This window comes from Acinetobacter gyllenbergii, assembly GCF_001682515.1.
In the GTDB taxonomy this organism is placed as follows: Bacteria; Pseudomonadota; Gammaproteobacteria; order Pseudomonadales; family Moraxellaceae; genus Acinetobacter; species Acinetobacter gyllenbergii.
The window spans coordinates 541,993-558,178 of record NZ_KV575261.1 but is presented as its reverse complement, the minus strand read 5'-3'; the positions used below and the strand labels follow the sequence as shown (position 1 = coordinate 558,178).

Below are 16,186 nucleotides of genomic sequence, written 5' to 3'. Positions count from 1 at the left end.
TTTTGTTTTTTTATAACAGATGAGCATTTCAACCATGATCTGTTATATTTTTTTAAGTAAACTCTGTAGCTATTCAGCAATTCAGACCTGATTCAAAATAGCATAAGCAACGATGCAGTGTGTTTGAATATTGATCAATCATTGTAAGTTGTCTAAGCAAAACTTCTGACTGAATGGCGTATGACTATGTTTGTAACCGAAGAACTCAATGCGATGATTCGACTGTTTAAAGACAGTTTACCTTCGCAATCAGTACAAGAACAGCTACGTCTTGAATATGTAAATCTTGAAGCAACACTATTGAGAGGCAAAGTGCTGAGAGATTTTTCTAAAGAGCAGGTCGCTTATATTGCTCAAGCTGAGATTGTGAAGAATGACAATAATCTAGCCTACTTATTCGCACCATTGATTATTGCCAATTTAAATCAGCCTGTGATTTACACAACACCGATCTCTTCACCTGTACTTCAGATTTTGAATCAATATTATCAGGCGGAGAAAAGCGTCACGCTCAAAATCGAAGATGTGATTCAGAGTCTCAAACTCTATATTGATCTGGTGAATCATGCCAAAACTGAAGAAGATTTTCTGTTTCGCTGTCTGGTCAAGGCGCTGTGTCGAACGGATATCTTTCATATCTTCTTGATCACACATTTGCCGATTGATCATCAACAGATAAGGGTCTTAGAAGATTATTTTGATGTGAAAATTGATGTCATTCATGCGGATAAGACTGAAAGCATGCTGAATGATGAATTGATCAATACCCGAAAGTTATTATTTAAAAACAAAGATGAATGGCACAAAAAAGTCTGCACTTTGTTAGCACAGTTAAATGCCCAACTGATCGCACAAATTGGTCAATTTAGTCCAGCTCAAGCAGCGCATTTAATTGAAGATATGTTTTATTCAGAACATATTTTTGAAAAATTATCGGTGTATGCAGAATACATGCAAACTCGTATTCAAAATGGTGCCAGCTTTAAAACCTTGTCCACAATGTGATTGTATCGAATTGAATTTTAATATTTGAATAGGAGCAGAGCGATGTCTCAAGAGCAATCGAAGTTTCCCTACCTTGCGGTTGGAATCAGTATTTTATTGGGTTGTTTATTTTTGGTCTTTTTCTTTCTTGCAGTCAGTAATCAGCCAGATTATATGCCATCACAGCAGAAGCAAAATGCGTCCCAAGTACAGTCAGCCACACCTAGTAACAAGTAAATAATGCATGCTGATAAAAAATAACCTCTCACTTTTTCTCTCTTACTGGTGATCCGAGCACTTGCCAGTAAGTTTTTTTATTGATTGCTGAAGTACCGAATCATTCTAGCTCGCATGATAAAGTGAGTAACGACGTGGCGAAGTACCTGTCCAGCGTTTGAAAGCCCGTGAGAAGTTTTTAGTATTGCTATAGCCGAGATGGTCTGCAATATTTTCGAGGGATAAATGGGGATTTTTCAGCAGTTGAATGGCTTTTTCACATCTGACTTTTTCGACCAGTTCTCTAAAACTGGTGCCTTCACTTTCTAGTTTTCTCTGCAAAGCACGTTCAGTCATATGCAACTTTTTTAAAACTTCCGTTAAGGGACTAATGCCCATTGCTTCGTCATAGATTAAATCTTGTATGGTGCGGTTAAAACTATTCTGTTCCAATAGTTTACGCAACTGTGATTTACATTCCTCACGGGCTAAACGTTCCGCAATTGCATCTGAGTGAAGTAAGGGAAGATCTAAGATTTCTTTTTGAAACTCCAAACGAGTTGCAGGTTGATCAAATCTCACTTCACCTGGAATTAAGGGCAGTAATTTATCAAAATAATCGGGTTTGCTGAATTGCACATCGGCATAACCTGTTAATGTTTGCCCTGAAATAGTTTTCCCCATCTGTGCAAAGCCAAGAATGAGTGCAATTTGAATCACTTCATCCAGATAGTAGGCCTCGGTTTGTTCAAATAAGATCAGCGCACGTTCATCGACGACATCAAGCTGAATGGTGTGAATGCTGGATTGGAGTGAAATAAATTCTTGTGCAATATTGAGTGCTTGCTTTACATCTTTGGCGAGCATCGCTGCCATGCCCATCAAACCATGACAGGTAATGGTCATTTGCATGCCCAGATAAAAACCGAACTCTAAAGCAGGCACTCGTGTCAGTTCCAATGCGCGCCGTAGGATCGCCATCACGACTTTGGCATCAGCCCGCCATAACGGTTGTACCAATTGTTGTTGAGAGATACCAGAGCCATTCAATAATTCAACTGCTGAAATATCCCAACGCGAAACCACATCGACCATCAGTGCGATATAAGTGCCTGGAACTGTTTTTTCTAAATCTTTGCTGACCATAATAATGATGTCGGAAAATGATACCAAAATGGCGTACTAGGAACTATTACAGCATTTTTTTTTATTTAAAAATAGCCACATCAACACTAGTAGGCCGCTTATATTTGAGTTTTGCTGCTTGAGTGTCCAGATGAGTTAAAAATAACACTAGGATGGGTAATGAAAAAAGGAATTTTGATTACAGCCTTTATCTCGGCATTTTCAACGGCTACACAAGCGAAAGTTGATATTTGTGTCTTTGATTTACTTGGCAAGGCAGGTGAGTCCTACAAAATTGTAGAAGAATGGGCATTAGCTGCTAAAACGTGGAATGCGGAGCTTAATCTTATTGCCTATCAAGATGAAGCCAAAGCCCAAAGTGATTTTGAAGCTGGAAAATGTGATGGGGTATCGATGACCTCCATGCGCGCACGTAAATACAATAAATTTGCAGGTTCGATTGATGCTTTAGGCGCGATTAGCAGTCCTTCGATTGCACAAAAAGCCATTCGCTATGTGTTAGACCCACGCAATAGACACCGTTTAGTCACCAATATTGGGGCTGAGCAATATGAGGTTGCTGCAATTGCCCAAATTGGTTTGGCCTATGTCTTTGTCAGAGATAAAACCATTAACACTATTGAGAAGGGCAAAGGCAAGAAGTTTGCTTATTTACATTATGACCAAGCCCAAAAAATGATTGTTGATCGACTGGAGCTGGTGGGAGTCCCTTCAGAAATTTCCGACTTTGCAAAGAAATTTAATAACAAACAGGTCGATGTGATTGCTGCACCTGCTTATGCATATCGTCCCCTAGAAATTGCTAAGGGTTTGGGGAGTAATGGTGCCATGTTTGATTTTCCAGTGATTAATTTAACGGGTGACATCATTATTCGTCCAGAAAAATTTCCAGCAGGTTTTGGGATGAAATCGCGGGCTTGGGCGACCAAACAATTACCGAAAAATTTTGCCACGATTGCCCGTTTAGAAGCTGAAATCCCGGCGAAGTATAAACAAAGCTTATCTAATGAAGATAAGCGTCGTTACCAACAAATGTTACGTGATGGCCGAATGGAGCTGACCAAACTCGGGGTGTATGACCCCGTCATGATGGGGGTGCTAAAACGTGCTCGCTGCACAGTTGAACGCACCAATTTTGAATGTTCATTGAGTGGTGAATAGCTCAAACGTTGCTTTAAATATTGAAAATGCTACAAAGAAAAGCTGAGGTTAATATGAATGCACACACGCAGCATCACAAACTGGTTGCACGATCTGTAAAGTTTGATTTTTCCAATTCACCTGTGCAATGGATTCCAAATGATCCAATCTGTTCGCATTTGATTAATGGGATTAATTTAATCTTACCCGCAGGTGAGTTTTGGTTTTGTCGTGTCTATAACAAGGCCTTGGTTTATGTGAAAGATCCTGTTCTAACCGATGATGTAAAAGGCTTTATTCGTCAAGAAGCCACTCATGCACGTGCACATCAAAGTGCTCAGGCGTTCTTGAAACAGCATGATTATGATTTGGAACCTGCGCTTAAAAAAATTAATTGGATTTTTGGCGTATTACTCGGAGAAAGTCCTTTAGGAATCAAAGCATTGGAGATTCAATCTTTAGCGCATTTTTGGTTGATGACCCGTGTAGGGGTAGTTGCCGCCATTGAGCATTTTACGGGTGTGCTGGGGCAATGGTGTATGGATAATACATCATGGGACAAGGCTGACCCAGTGATTGCGGATATGTTCCGATGGCATTTGGCTGAAGAAGTCGAGCATCGCTGTGTTGCATTTGACTTATTTAAACAACTGCTGCCAAATCCGGTATTTTTTTATCTCTATCGTCAGTTTTTAATGCTGCTGGTTTTTCCTATCTTCATTTATTTGTTGGCAGATATTGCACGTGACTTAGGTAAACAAGATCCAGATATTAGCATTCGAAAAATTTTTAATCGAAATTTTTGGCGATTATTGCCGATTTATCAAAAACAGGCGAAAGCAACTGACAATGGCCCCACATTGACGTTTTTAACTCAAGCAACCATTCGCTGGATTTCCCCTCGTTTTCATCCAGAAACAGAAGGCAATACACAACAGGCTTTAGATTATTTAGCACGTTCAGCCGCCGTTCAGGCACTGAAATAATCATATGGGTGTGGCAAAAATAATGACTTTATTGGACGTTTTATAAGGAAACAGACGTAGTGTTTGTTAAAGGAAGGAAATATGAAAAAAATTGCACTTGCGATCACCATAACTTCAATTTTGAGTGTCTCGACCTCAAGCCAAGCGGCAATTGATGTCTGTGTTTTTGATATCTTAGGTAAATCAGGTGAAGCGTATAAAATGATGCAAGATTGGGCATTGGCTGCCAAAGGCTGGGGCGCTGATGTTAACCTGCTTGCTATCACGGACGAACAGGTGGCAGACAATAACTTTAAAGCAGGGAAATGTGCGGGTGTGGCAATGACGTCGATGCGTGCTCGTCCTTATAATAAATTTGTAGGTTCGATCGACTCTCTTGGTGGTGTACCCAGTGATGAGATCGCGAAACGAGCCATTACCTTTGTTTCTGATCCACGTAATGCAGCGAAAATGACCACCAATCTTGGGGGCAATAAATATGAAGTGGTCGGCATTTCGCCCCTAGGTTCTGCTTATATTTTTGTCCGTGATAAAAGTATTAACTCAATTGAAAAAGCCGCAGGTAAAAAGTTTGCGGTATTGGGCTATGACGATGCGCAAAAACTTATTGTTCAGCGGGTGGGTGCACAAGCAGTACTCTCCGATATTTCCAATTTTGCCGCCAAATTTAACAATGGTCAGGTGGATATGATCGGTGCGCCTGCTTATGCTTATAAACCATTAGAGTTGAGTAAAGGCTTAGGCAGCAATGGGGTTATGTATAATTTTCCTGTTTTACAGGTAACGGCAAATCTGGTGATTCGTCCTGAAAAATTCCCAGCAGGTTTCGGTCAAAAATCACGAGATTGGTCGGTTAAGCAATTACCGAAAATCTTTGCAACCATTAAGCGCTTGGAAGCAGAGATCCCCGCCAAATATAAAATGAATTTAACGGCTGAAGATAAATTGAAGTATCAGAAAATGATGCGAGATGGCCGGATTGAATTAACTCAGCGTGGTATTTACGATGCGGGCATGATGTCCGTCTTGAAAAAAGCGCGTTGCTCAGTCGATAAAGCCAATTTTGAGTGTGCTTTGGCAGGAGAGTAATTGCATACTTTTTATCAAATGATCAATAAAGCTTAGATTCTTCTAGGCTTTATTTTTTGCGTTCTAAATACAGGGATAAGACAAATCAGGAATAGAAAATAAGCACAATTCATGTTAATCCTATCTGTAGCAAATGTTAAAAAATAGCTCAGATGAGGGCAACATGATGGATAACTCAGAACAAACCATACATAAGCAAGAGAACACCAGTTTTGCACGAATTGAACCCTATACCCAACCTGCGGGAGGATGGGGAGCATTACTCAGTGTTGCTCGCAATCTGAAAAGGCAAGATATCTTAAAAAAAGGTTCAATTACCTTACTGAATATTAATCAACCCACAGGCTTTGATTGCCCAGGTTGTGCATGGCCTGAGAAAAAAGATGCACATGCTTTTAACTTCTGTGAAAACGGCGCCAAAGCCGTGGCTTTTGAAGCAACCAGTAAAACGGTAACGCCTGAATTCTTTGCGCAACATACCGTCAGTTGGCTGGCTGAGCAAAATGATTTCTATCTTGAGGATCTTGGGCGATTAACGGATCCAATGCGATATGACCCTGTTTCTGATAAATATGTCCCAATTTCTTGGGATGAAGCCTTTCAATTGATTGCTCAGCATTTACAAGCACTTGATCATCCTGACCAAGCGGCTTTTTATACCTCTGGTCGTGCCAGTAATGAAGCGGCATTTCTGTATCAACTTTTTGTTCGCAGCTTTGGTACCAATAATTTCCCTGACTGTTCTAATATGTGTCATGAAACCACCAGTGTCGGTTTAAAAGATGCGATTGGTTTGGGTAAAGGCACCGTTATTCTGGATGATTTTGATCAGGCCGATGCGATTTTTAGTTTTGGGCATAATCCAGGCACCAACCATCCACGTATGTTGGCAACCTTGAGAGAAGTCTCTCGAAGAGGCGGTAATATTGTTGCTATTAACCCAATCAAAGAACGTGGGCTGGAACGTTTCCAAGATCCGCAAGCGCCATTGGAAATGATGACCAATGGCAGTACCCCAATCAGCCGCTATTACTTCCAACCTAAAATTGGGGGTGACTATGCACTGATGTTTGGGGTGATGAAGCATTTGTTGGAATGGGATAAAAAGGCACTGGCTAAAGGAAAAGCAAGTGTTTTTGATCGTAGCTTCATTGAATTGAATACCATTGGTTTTGATGAAATGCTGGCTGAGATTGATGGCACAGCATGGGCAGAAATTCATAAACATACGGGACTGTCACCTGAACATTTAGAATCAATTGCCAAAATGTATCTAGATGCGAAAACCGCTATTTTCTGTTGGGGGATGGGGATTACCCAACACCGTCACGGGACAGCCAATATTCATATGCTGGCAAACCTGATGCTGGCAAGAGGGCATATCGGTCGTCCGGGTGCAGGTCTCTGTCCAGTACGCGGTCATAGTAATGTGCAGGGTGACCGAACTATGGGTATCAATGAAAATCCAAGTGATGCACTTCTGGATAGTATTGATCGGGTCTTTGGGATCAAGTCGCCGCGTAAACATGGTTTTGGGGTGGTCGATACCATCAAGGCGATGTATGAAGGCGAGGTCAAAGTCTTTATCGGTTTAGGCGGAAACTTTGCGGTTGCCACTCCTGATACGCCCTATACTCAAGAGGCGTTACGCCGTTGTGATTTAACTGTCAACATTACCACCAAGTTGAATCGTAGCCATTTGGTCTGTGGCAAGACGGCCTTGATGTTACCGTGTTTGGGGCGGACAGAAGTGGATATGCAGCTTCATGGTGCTCAGGCCATTTCAGTCGAAGATTCGATGAGTAATGTGCATCTTTCTGCAGGTCGCAATCCGCCGATTTCAGAAAATATCTTATCCGAGCCTGATATTGTTGCGCGTATGGCGGAAGCAGCTCTGCCTGACAGTACCGTGAAATGGCGTTGGTATATTGAGAGCTATGATCGTATTCGCGATTCCATTGCTGATGTTTTTGATGAATTTCATGATTTCAACCAACGGGTTTATCAACCGAGCGGTTTTCATTTAGAGCATCCAGCCAATCAGCATGTTTGGCATACGCCTAGCGGCAAAGCCCAGTTTTTGATTACACCTTTGACAGAAGTCTACGAAGACAAAGAAAATCAATATGCTGCGGCTTATACTGAGCAGCAAGTTTATACCTTGATGACCACACGTTCACATGACCAGTACAACACCACTTTATATGGTTTGGATGATCGCTACCGCGGTGTATTCGGACAGCGCCGTGTTTTGTTTATGAATCAGGCGGATATTGATGCCGCAGGTTTTGAAGCAGATCAATGGGTTGATATCGAAAGTGTGTTCTCGGATGGGGTAAAACGAATCGTGCATAGTTTCCGTATTGTGCCGTATAACATTCCGCAAGGTAGTCTGGCGGCCTATTATCCCGAAACCAATCCATTGGTGGCTTTGGGCAGCCATGATAAATATGCCAAAATCCCAGCATCAAAAAGCATTCCTGTGATTCTACATGCGGGGAATGCACCAGCGCATTTCAATCTGAATGTGGAAGTTGATCCTGAGCATGCTAATGAACGCGTCAGTAACGCATAGTGTATGACTGCAATCGTATAAAGAGGTTGGGTGTGGACACCAAAACACATGGCTATGAAACGGTGCAAGTGCATCGTTTTCAGCATGATCGCTGTGAAAATGAAATCGACTATATCGTGCAGGAATATCCTGTTGCCTTGGTCTATAACGGGATCTCTCATGCGGTGATGATGGCGACGCCGTCAGATCTTGAAGTCTTTGCCAAAGGCTTTAGCCTGTCTGAAGGGATTCTGCATAGCTTAAGTGAGCTATATTCACTGGATATTCGTCAAAATGAACTGGGGGTTGAAGTGGATATGACCATTTCGACCCGTGCTTTTGTCGCGTTAAAAGAGCATCGTCGTATGATGGTGGGACGCACAGGCTGCGGTCTATGCGGGATTGAAAGTTTAAAACAACTTTATGCTGATTTACCTGTGGTCAGTACCCAGGTGCCATCAACATGGTTAAATCAGATCCCCAATGCGATTACCCAACTGAAAGTCAGACAAAAAATCACAGCGCTCACGGGAGGGGCGCATGCGGCAGCTTGGGTCGTGAAAGGGCAAATCGTAGCGTTATTTGAAGATGTTGGACGGCACAACGCTTTAGATAAGTTATTGGGTTATCTGGCGGAGCAAAAGTTCAATGTGGGTGATGGTTTTGTGGTGATGACCAGTCGTGCCAGTTATGAACTGATTCGTAAGTGCGCACAATCCAATATTGCTTTACTGGCAACCATTTCTGCACCGACCAGTATGGCCATCGCAATGGCAAAGCAATCGAATCTGACTTTAGCAAGTTTTTGTCGGGGAGATAGCTTTGTTTTATATACTGAATAATAGTAAAAATTTGTGATTATGTTGCTGACTCATGCTTTGATTTGTGTAGGATATGAGCACTAAGTTCTTCTATTCCTAAAAATTATGAATCTACCTTTAAGACCACAGCCAGTCATCAATAATCTTTCGGGTGAGAATGCCTTATTTATTGTGCTTGGAATCAATACCCAACCGGATCATTCTGGGATTATTGATTTTCTTGCTAATTTTTCAGCATTGGTGCGTAGTCTGACCAATCGCTTTCCCAACGGTAATTTTAGTGCTTCTGTGGGAATTGGTTCTAATGCTTGGGATTTACTCTTTCCTGAATTAAATAAACCAAAACAGCTTGCGCCATTTCAGGAAATCAAAGGGCCAAGACATACCGCAGTCGCAACAGCAGGTGATTTGTTCTTCCATATCCGTGCCAATCAAATGGCCATTTGCTATGAATTGGCCGCAATTCTGCATGAGCAACTCAAAGACGATACCTATTCGATTAGTGAAACCAAAGGTTTCCGTTACTTCGATGGTCGCGCCATTATTGGTTTTGTGGACGGGACAGAGAATCCTGAACATGAAATTGCCAAAGAGATTGCCTATGTCGGTGAAGAAGATGCTGAGTTCCTTGGCGGTAGTTATGTGTTTATTCAAAAATATTTGCATAACATGGAAATGTGGAAAGGCCTCAGCACAGAAGAGCAGGAAAAAGTCATTGGTCGTAAGAAATATGATGACGTGGAACTTGGTGATGATGTAAAACCGCAAAGTGCGCATAATGTGGCCAGTAAGGCACATGATGCTGACGGCAATGAACTCAAAATTTTAAGAGCCAATATGCCATTTTCCAATCCAACTGAAGGAGAGTATGGTACCTTCTTTATTGGCTACTCTCGTTCTTTTAATATTACCAAAACCATGCTTGAAAATATGTTCTTGGGTAAGGAAACAGGACATGTTGATCGCTTATTGGATTTTAGTACACCCGTTTCAGGCAGTTTATTCTTTGTGCCCACCTTTGACTTTCTCGAAGACTTGGGTGAATAAATTGAATCAGCTGAAATGGAAGATTTCATTTCAGCTGAACATCATTATGCTGCAATCAGATATTGCTGTAACAAGGTGCGGAACTGATCTGGAATACGCCCCGATTTCTGTGTGCTGAAATCAAAATAAACCTGAACAGCCTTTCCGCGTGCTACGCAGTGCTCATTTTGCCAAGCTTCATGCGCAACAATGAATGAAGAATTGCCGATATGCTCAATCCACGTTTTGATTTCAAGATCCGCGCCGTAATAAATTTGCGCCACAAAATCGACCTCGACACGAGCCAGAATCAAAGGTAGATTTTTGATCTCCATACTCGGATTAAAGAGACGAAAAACCGGTTCGCGTGCGGTTTCAAACCAGCCTGTAATCACGGTATTGTTAATATGTCCAAAGGCATCAGTTTCATAGAATCTTGGTGTAATCGAAAGTGTAAACATAGTTAAGCAATTATTTTCTGATTTAAACTCACCTACTATAAAGGCTGACGCTTACATACGTCAGCCCTGATAATAGACTTAGGCGACTACTTTAAGCACTTTACTTTCGATACGGTAATCCTTCAGATTGACATGGTGCAGTTTGCGCTTTATTACAAAGCCAAACTCTGGCCAGATAATATGATTACGACCTGCGTCATCTAAATAATAGCTCTTACAGATATCAGGCCGAACGGGCATTTTCGCCAAACGTTTATCAATGCGGGCATTAAATTGTTTTTGCACGGCTTCTTTCACTTCAATGTAGTCGATACGCCGTTGTTGCATGAGTTTAATGGCTTTGGAAATATAGACGGCCTGTTGTTCTGCCGTCCACATGACCGAACCAACCGTATTTTGTGAGTTTGGGCCTAGCATCATAAACATGTTGGGAAAACCATAAATCGACATGCCCATATAGGCCCGTGGTTGGCGTTGCCATATGTCACTTAAACTGCGACCATCGGCTCCTTTAATCATTTTATAAATGGCTGGTTCGGCGACGGCATAGCCCGTACCAAAAATAATGGTATCCACTGCAATTTCTTTACCATCTTCACCCACCACACCATGTTCAGTGATATGCGATAGACCTTGAAACAACACCGATACATTGGGTTTAACCAAAGCAGCATACCAGTTGTTGGAGAACATCGGACGTTTACAGCCCAGCGTATGTGTTGGTGTAACGGCCCGACGCATTTCAGGATCTTTAATACTGAGGTTGATATTCAGTTTACCCAGCGCATGCAACTTTTCCATGATCTTGATGTTCATGAAGACGGGGAGTGAGGGCTCTAGACTCCATAAAGCACTTTCACGAATGATTCTCTCTAACAACGGTGCTTTTTTGAAAACCGTTTTCACAATATTTGGCACAGCAAAATCAGGTTTAGGCAGTACCCAAGATGGGGTGCGTTGGAAACTGTATAAATGCCCAACTTTTGGCTGAATTGCAGGTAAAAATTGAATTGCTGAAGCACCGCTGCCGATCACGGCAACACGTTTAGCCGTTAAATCGTATTCGTGGTTCCATTTTCCTGAATGGAACATGGTGCCTTTGAATTGTTCTTGTCCAGGAAAGCTGGGCATTTTGGCTTCGCCAATGAAGCCTGTCGCAGGAACAAAAAATTTTGCACTGTAACTTTGACCATCCGCTGTACTGATCATCCAGCGATTCAGTCCTTTGTCCCATCGTGCTTCGGTCACTTCTGTGCCAAGCTGAATCTGGGGAACAATATTAAACTGATGCGCCACATCTTCTAAATATTGACGAATTTCAGCCTGAGGGGCGTAAGTTCGAGACCAATTGGGATTGGGTGCAAAGCCCAGAGAATACATTTCACTTGGAACATCACAAAACAGGCCTGGATAATCATTCAGTGCCCATGTACCCCCAATACGGCTGGCCATATCCAGAATCACGACATTGTTAATACCTTGTTGCTTTAATTTGATACAGGTACTTAGTCCAGATGGACCTGCACCAATGATCAAGACATCAACCCGTTGAGTGGGTTTGGATGATTTAACTGCTTTATTCATAGAAAAATCCTGAAATGAAATATGGAGATAACTCAACAAAAGGGGCGAGTCAGTGTTTAGACGGTAGTCTGTTGAAAATGTTCAAGCAGCAATTCGGCAACACGCTGCGGTTGCTCTGCCTGCAAGAAATGCCCACAGTTGGGTAAATAAATGCGATTCAAGCCTTTAGGGAAATATTTGGATTGAGCCAACGCTCGATGTAATTGAATACTCATGCAGCCATCATCCAGTCCAGCCAAAGCTAATGTTGGAAGCTGGATTGGATGGAGTAAATCTCTGTTAGCTTTCAAGTTGATAAGATGATGAATTGCAAATAAGCTACGGTAGTAGCGTGTAGCCGCCCATGCGATTTGCGGATGGCTAAATAGCTCACGCGTGGCTGCAAAATCTGCTTGTGTAAATGGCCATGTGGGTGACCATTTTTTCCAGATTTTCGCAACAAATTCAGCTTGATTTTGCGATAGTAATGTTTTGGCAAAATGCGATTGCATCAGCAACATATAAGAAGATAAATAGAGTTGTTTCGGAAAGTATTTTAAATTGGTCAAAATATTCTGCATGGCAGGAATCGGAGGAACAGCCAGTAAACTCACACTACAGAGCGACGCCGGATATTGACTGGCATAGCTCATGGCAATGGCTGCCCCCCAATCGTGTCCAACCAAATGAAATTTTTGAGCACCGTGCATTTCTAACCAAGCTTTCAAGTCAGCAGTTGCAGATGCCAAACCATAATGAGCATTGCTGCTTACTGAATCGAGTGTATAACCCCGTAACCAAGGCACCAGAACTTGATAGCCTGCATCGACAAGCACAGGGTAAACCTTGTCCCAGCAATGTGGTGTATCTGGAAAGCCATGTAGCAACACCACTAAAGGATGATCAGGGTGACCATACAGATTGGCATGTAAGCTTAATCCGTCACGTTGCAGGATGAGATGAGCACTTTTCATAATGGCCTCAGCGATTCATTTTGGCTGCAAGCGCTTGAGCATAGGCTTCAGCAACTTGTTGGGCAGCAGGAGAATTCGCGATATAAGCCAGTGCCTTTTTCACATCACCATCATGTTCTGGATGATAGTTAAATTTGCTCCAGCCTTTCAGTGCGGTCAGAATCATCACTAGATCGGGGAGACTTTTTTTCTGCTTTGCGGTTTGCTGAAATTCCCAAATCAAAGCCAATGGATTCTTGCGGGAAATTCGTTTTGCTTCTGTTGTATTGTCCAACTTACATAAATAGACAGATGCACCTAACCAGAACCCGACCATTGCAATAAAGGCCACACTCATACTGAGCTGGCGGCCTAAATAGCCTTTGAGATGATCGCCGGCCAGCGCACGATAAGCATCATACCCAACAGTACGATGTTCAACTTCTTCTGCACCATGCCAACGTACAATATCCAGCATCGCAGGATCAGCGTGTTCCAGACCTTCAGCATCTAGCACCCAAGTGCCGAAGAAGCAGAAATAATGTTCTAAACCCGCTATGATGCCCATACGAAAGGCAAGCCACTGTTTTGAATATCGTTTAAAAGGTCCATAAATTCCAAAGGGGGTATCGCCCATAAAACCATCTTTAAACATCCACTCTAAAAATTGTTTAAAAGGCGTTGGGTCTATACCATGGGTTTGGAAATAGATTTCAGCGCCCTTGTGTGCATTGGCATGGGCGGCTTCCTGAGCAATAAATCCGCGAATATCGGCTTTTAGATTTTTGTCATCGACATAAGGCAAGGTTTTATTGGCAAGACGGCAGAACCAGTGCTCAACAGCAGGCAACAACACATGCATGCTGTTGAGTACATGAGTTGCCAATACATCATTGGGAACCCAATGACGAGGTGTTTGGGAAAAATCAAAATGTACTTTACGGGCAATAATCTGATGATCAATAAACTTATTCATCGTTCGACTCCTGTCTGTTTGGTTCAGATTGAAATCGCTTCAATTTTCTTGATCAAGCTGCGGGACTGGATATAACCGTTGGCAGCAAACCATAGCAGTGAATCTCGAATGGCAATCTCGACTGGTGTTTGTGGTAAACCCAATTGCTGTACCGCTTTGGCACAATTAAAAGAGGTACCTAATTGCCCAATTTTTGCGGCTGATGGAGTAACCAGAGGTGCTTTATGGGTAATATGCTGGGTCACCCATAACGCGGCATGTCCTGCTAGTTGGGAGGAAACACCTTCAATCAGGTTTGGAATGGTGATCACAGGTCGCCAAATACCCAATAAATGATGAACAGTTTTCGCCATGCTTACACCATCCAGATCTTTATTTCCCAGAATATAGGTTTCACCTGCTATGCCTTTTTCTGCAGCCAGTACATGACCTTTGGCAACATCTCTGACATCAATCATATTGTTGATCGCATCTGGCACAGCCAACGCTGGCATCTGGGCAATTGTTAACAGTAATTTTCCTGTTGGAGTTGGCGCGATATCTTGGGGTCCAATTGGGCCTGTTGGACAAACGATCACCACATCTAGACCACCTGCTGCAAACTGTAAGGCAATTTGGTGTGCTTCAAATTTGGTCAGCACATAAGCGTCGCCTGTTGCACCTAAAGCAAAAGGACTCTGTTCTGTGGCCTGAATGCCTTTAGCTTGTCCCGCAAAACATGCACCTGTGCTGGTGTAAACCACCCGTTTAATGCCAGCTTTTTTCGCAGCATTCAGAACAATACGTGTACCTTCTACATTGACCTTGCGCATCAGTTCAGGTTTTGGCAGCCATAAGGCATAGATAGCAGCGGTATGAAAGACTAAATCACAGCCTTCAACAGCTTCATCCATTTTGATCGAGTCGGTAATATCGCCTGCAATCAGTTCAACATCTAGACCTTCAAGATTGGTGAGTTTTTCCTGAGGCAAATGTAAGACCCGAACTTCATAATTTTCATTTAGTAACGTGCGTACGATATGTGAACCAATAAAACCAGCACCACCTGTAACTAGAGCTTTCATCATTTACCAACCTTAATGAGATTTTTATCCAAAGGAGAGGTGGATAAAAATGCGACAATTTTGTTGTTGGTACTATGCCGAATCACTGCAATGTGTCATAGTTCTTGAAATGACAGTTTTGACCATTTTACGACATTTTATATAAAGCATTGATGAGATAACGACAGTGAATCCGTCTTTACCTGGAACTTATGTCAGTCTGATGGCTGATGTGGTACAAAAATTAAATATTCCTGCAGAGACATTACTGGAAGGAAGTGGTGTTGAGGTTGAACAACTTTCACAGCCATTTTGGTATTTAGATTTTGATATCTTTAATCAATTACTGAATCGGGCGGTTGAACTGACCAACGAACCTGCATTGGGCGTCTATCTTGGTTTACAAATGACGGTGTCATGCCATGGTTCAGTCGGCCTAGCTGCGATGGTTTCACACAATCTGGGTGAAGCACTAAATGTCATGGAACAATTTATAGGCCTGCGTTGTCCAGCATTAAAACCACGTTTAGAAATTGAAAATGGATTTGCCTCACTTTATTTAGATCAACCCATGATCAACTTTAAGATGGGGATTGTGGGCATGACATTTCTGATGGTGGGTTTTGCCCAAATGTCCAATGCCATCACAGGAAATAAATTAGAAATTAAGGCTGAACTGAATTATTTCGAACCTGCATTTTTAGCACAAGTCCAAGAATTATTACCCTGTGAAATCAGTTTTAATCAGCAGAATAATCGCCTTATTTTTCCTGAAAGTTATTTAGCACTTCCACTGATTATGGCTGATCCTCTCGCGGCCAGATTGGCTAGAGAACAATGCAAACACGATTTGAACAAGCTGGTGGCAAAACGAGGAGAGAAACGCCCGCTAACAGCTTTGGTCCGTGAATTGCTTTTTGATGAGGTTGAAGGTTTTTTCAAAATGAACGAGGTTGCAGATAAGTTGCATTTGACAGAGCGGACATTACAGCGTCAATTGGCAAAAGAGGGAACCACTTTTCAGCTTCTCCTGGATCAAGTCCGAGAGCGATATGCCAAAAAATTACTGAATCATCATGAATATAGTATTTCCTCTATTTCAGAAAAATTAGGCTACTCCGATGTGACCCATTTTACCCGTGCATTCAAGCGCTGGGCCAATCAGACCCCGAAGCAATATCGCAATTTACGAGAGTCGGTCTCTAGTTAACATCAGGCTGTTTATTTA

The 16,186-nt window shown here is 42.3% G+C and carries 15 protein-coding genes; 9 read left to right on the top strand and 6 right to left on the bottom strand.

Translation table 11 applies throughout. From position 1 onward, the window contains the following. Positions 1-180: 180 nt before the first annotated feature. Together NG55_RS02830 and NG55_RS20800 are read left to right on the top strand one after the other, a co-directional pair. Positions 181-1,005, top strand: a complete 825-nt coding sequence (locus tag NG55_RS02830; protein WP_065342255.1) for a hypothetical protein — start codon at positions 181-183, stop codon at positions 1,003-1,005. Positions 1,006-1,047: 42 nt separating this feature from the next. Continuing rightward, positions 1,048-1,221 (top strand): cbb3-type cytochrome oxidase assembly protein, encoded by a 174-nt coding sequence (locus NG55_RS20800; protein WP_016542121.1) that lies wholly within the window; start codon positions 1,048-1,050, stop codon positions 1,219-1,221. A gap of 105 nt (positions 1,222-1,326) precedes the next feature. Here the strand turns inward: NG55_RS20800 and NG55_RS02825 are convergent, their stop codons facing one another. Further along, positions 1,327-2,346, bottom strand: coding sequence for a helix-turn-helix transcriptional regulator (locus tag NG55_RS02825; RefSeq protein WP_407638667.1), 1,020 nt, complete (start codon positions 2,344-2,346; stop codon positions 1,327-1,329). 159 nt (positions 2,347-2,505) lie between these two features. On the opposite strand from NG55_RS02825, the gene NG55_RS02820 reads away from it, so the two are divergent. The 6 genes from NG55_RS02820 to NG55_RS02795 all read left to right on the top strand — a co-directional run bounded on the left by NG55_RS02820 (position 2,506) and on the right by NG55_RS02795 (position 9,983). Then, complete coding sequence (locus tag NG55_RS02820) at positions 2,506-3,507, top strand: putative solute-binding protein (protein WP_065342254.1); 1,002 nt, start codon at positions 2,506-2,508, stop codon at positions 3,505-3,507. A 53-nt stretch (positions 3,508-3,560) separates the two neighbouring features. Next, positions 3,561-4,472 carry a metal-dependent hydrolase gene (locus NG55_RS02815; protein ID WP_016542124.1) on the top strand — a complete coding sequence of 304 codons (912 nt, stop codon included), beginning with the start codon at positions 3,561-3,563 and terminating at the stop codon, positions 4,470-4,472. Positions 4,473-4,553: 81 nt separating this feature from the next. Continuing rightward, a complete protein-coding gene (locus tag NG55_RS02810; protein ID WP_065342253.1) occupies positions 4,554-5,561 on the top strand; it encodes a putative solute-binding protein in 1,008 nt (335 codons plus the stop codon). 166 nt (positions 5,562-5,727) lie between these two features. Beyond that, positions 5,728-8,136: an FdhF/YdeP family oxidoreductase gene (locus tag NG55_RS02805; protein WP_171257931.1), complete on the top strand. Its 2,409-nt coding sequence runs from the start codon at positions 5,728-5,730 to the stop codon at positions 8,134-8,136. A 32-nt stretch (positions 8,137-8,168) separates the two neighbouring features. Beyond that, positions 8,169-8,957 (top strand): formate dehydrogenase accessory sulfurtransferase FdhD, encoded by a 789-nt coding sequence (gene fdhD, locus NG55_RS02800; RefSeq protein WP_016542127.1) that lies wholly within the window; start codon positions 8,169-8,171, stop codon positions 8,955-8,957. 84 nt (positions 8,958-9,041) lie between these two features. Next, positions 9,042-9,983 carry a Dyp-type peroxidase gene (locus tag NG55_RS02795; protein ID WP_016542128.1) on the top strand — a complete coding sequence of 314 codons (942 nt, stop codon included), beginning with the start codon at positions 9,042-9,044 and terminating at the stop codon, positions 9,981-9,983. Positions 9,984-10,027: 44 nt separating this feature from the next. Here NG55_RS02795 and NG55_RS02790 read toward each other — a convergent pair whose 3' ends face one another. From NG55_RS02790 to NG55_RS02770, 5 genes are all read right to left on the bottom strand, one after another. Then, on the bottom strand, positions 10,028-10,423 hold the full coding sequence (locus tag NG55_RS02790) for an acyl-CoA thioesterase (RefSeq protein ID WP_065342251.1): 396 nt from the start codon (positions 10,421-10,423) through the stop codon (positions 10,028-10,030). A 78-nt stretch (positions 10,424-10,501) separates the two neighbouring features. Then, on the bottom strand, positions 10,502-12,007 hold the full coding sequence (locus tag NG55_RS02785; protein WP_065342250.1) for a flavin-containing monooxygenase: 1,506 nt from the start codon (positions 12,005-12,007) through the stop codon (positions 10,502-10,504). 56 nt (positions 12,008-12,063) lie between these two features. Beyond that, positions 12,064-12,960 carry an alpha/beta fold hydrolase gene (locus tag NG55_RS02780; protein WP_065342249.1) on the bottom strand — a complete coding sequence of 299 codons (897 nt, stop codon included), beginning with the start codon at positions 12,958-12,960 and terminating at the stop codon, positions 12,064-12,066. A gap of 7 nt (positions 12,961-12,967) precedes the next feature. Continuing rightward, the gene (locus tag NG55_RS02775; RefSeq protein ID WP_065342248.1) at positions 12,968-13,915 is read right to left on the bottom strand and encodes a metal-dependent hydrolase; all 948 of its coding nucleotides are present in this window, start codon (positions 13,913-13,915) and stop codon (positions 12,968-12,970) included. A gap of 23 nt (positions 13,916-13,938) precedes the next feature. Further along, positions 13,939-14,979, bottom strand: coding sequence for an NAD-dependent epimerase/dehydratase family protein (locus NG55_RS02770; protein ID WP_065342247.1), 1,041 nt, complete (start codon positions 14,977-14,979; stop codon positions 13,939-13,941). Positions 14,980-15,145: 166 nt separating this feature from the next. Here NG55_RS02770 and NG55_RS02765 point away from each other — a divergent pair, with 166 nt between their 5' ends. Next, entirely contained in the window at positions 15,146-16,168 is a 1,023-nt protein-coding gene (locus NG55_RS02765) for an AraC family transcriptional regulator (RefSeq protein WP_065342246.1), read from the top strand. The last annotated feature ends 18 nt before the right edge of the window (positions 16,169-16,186 follow it).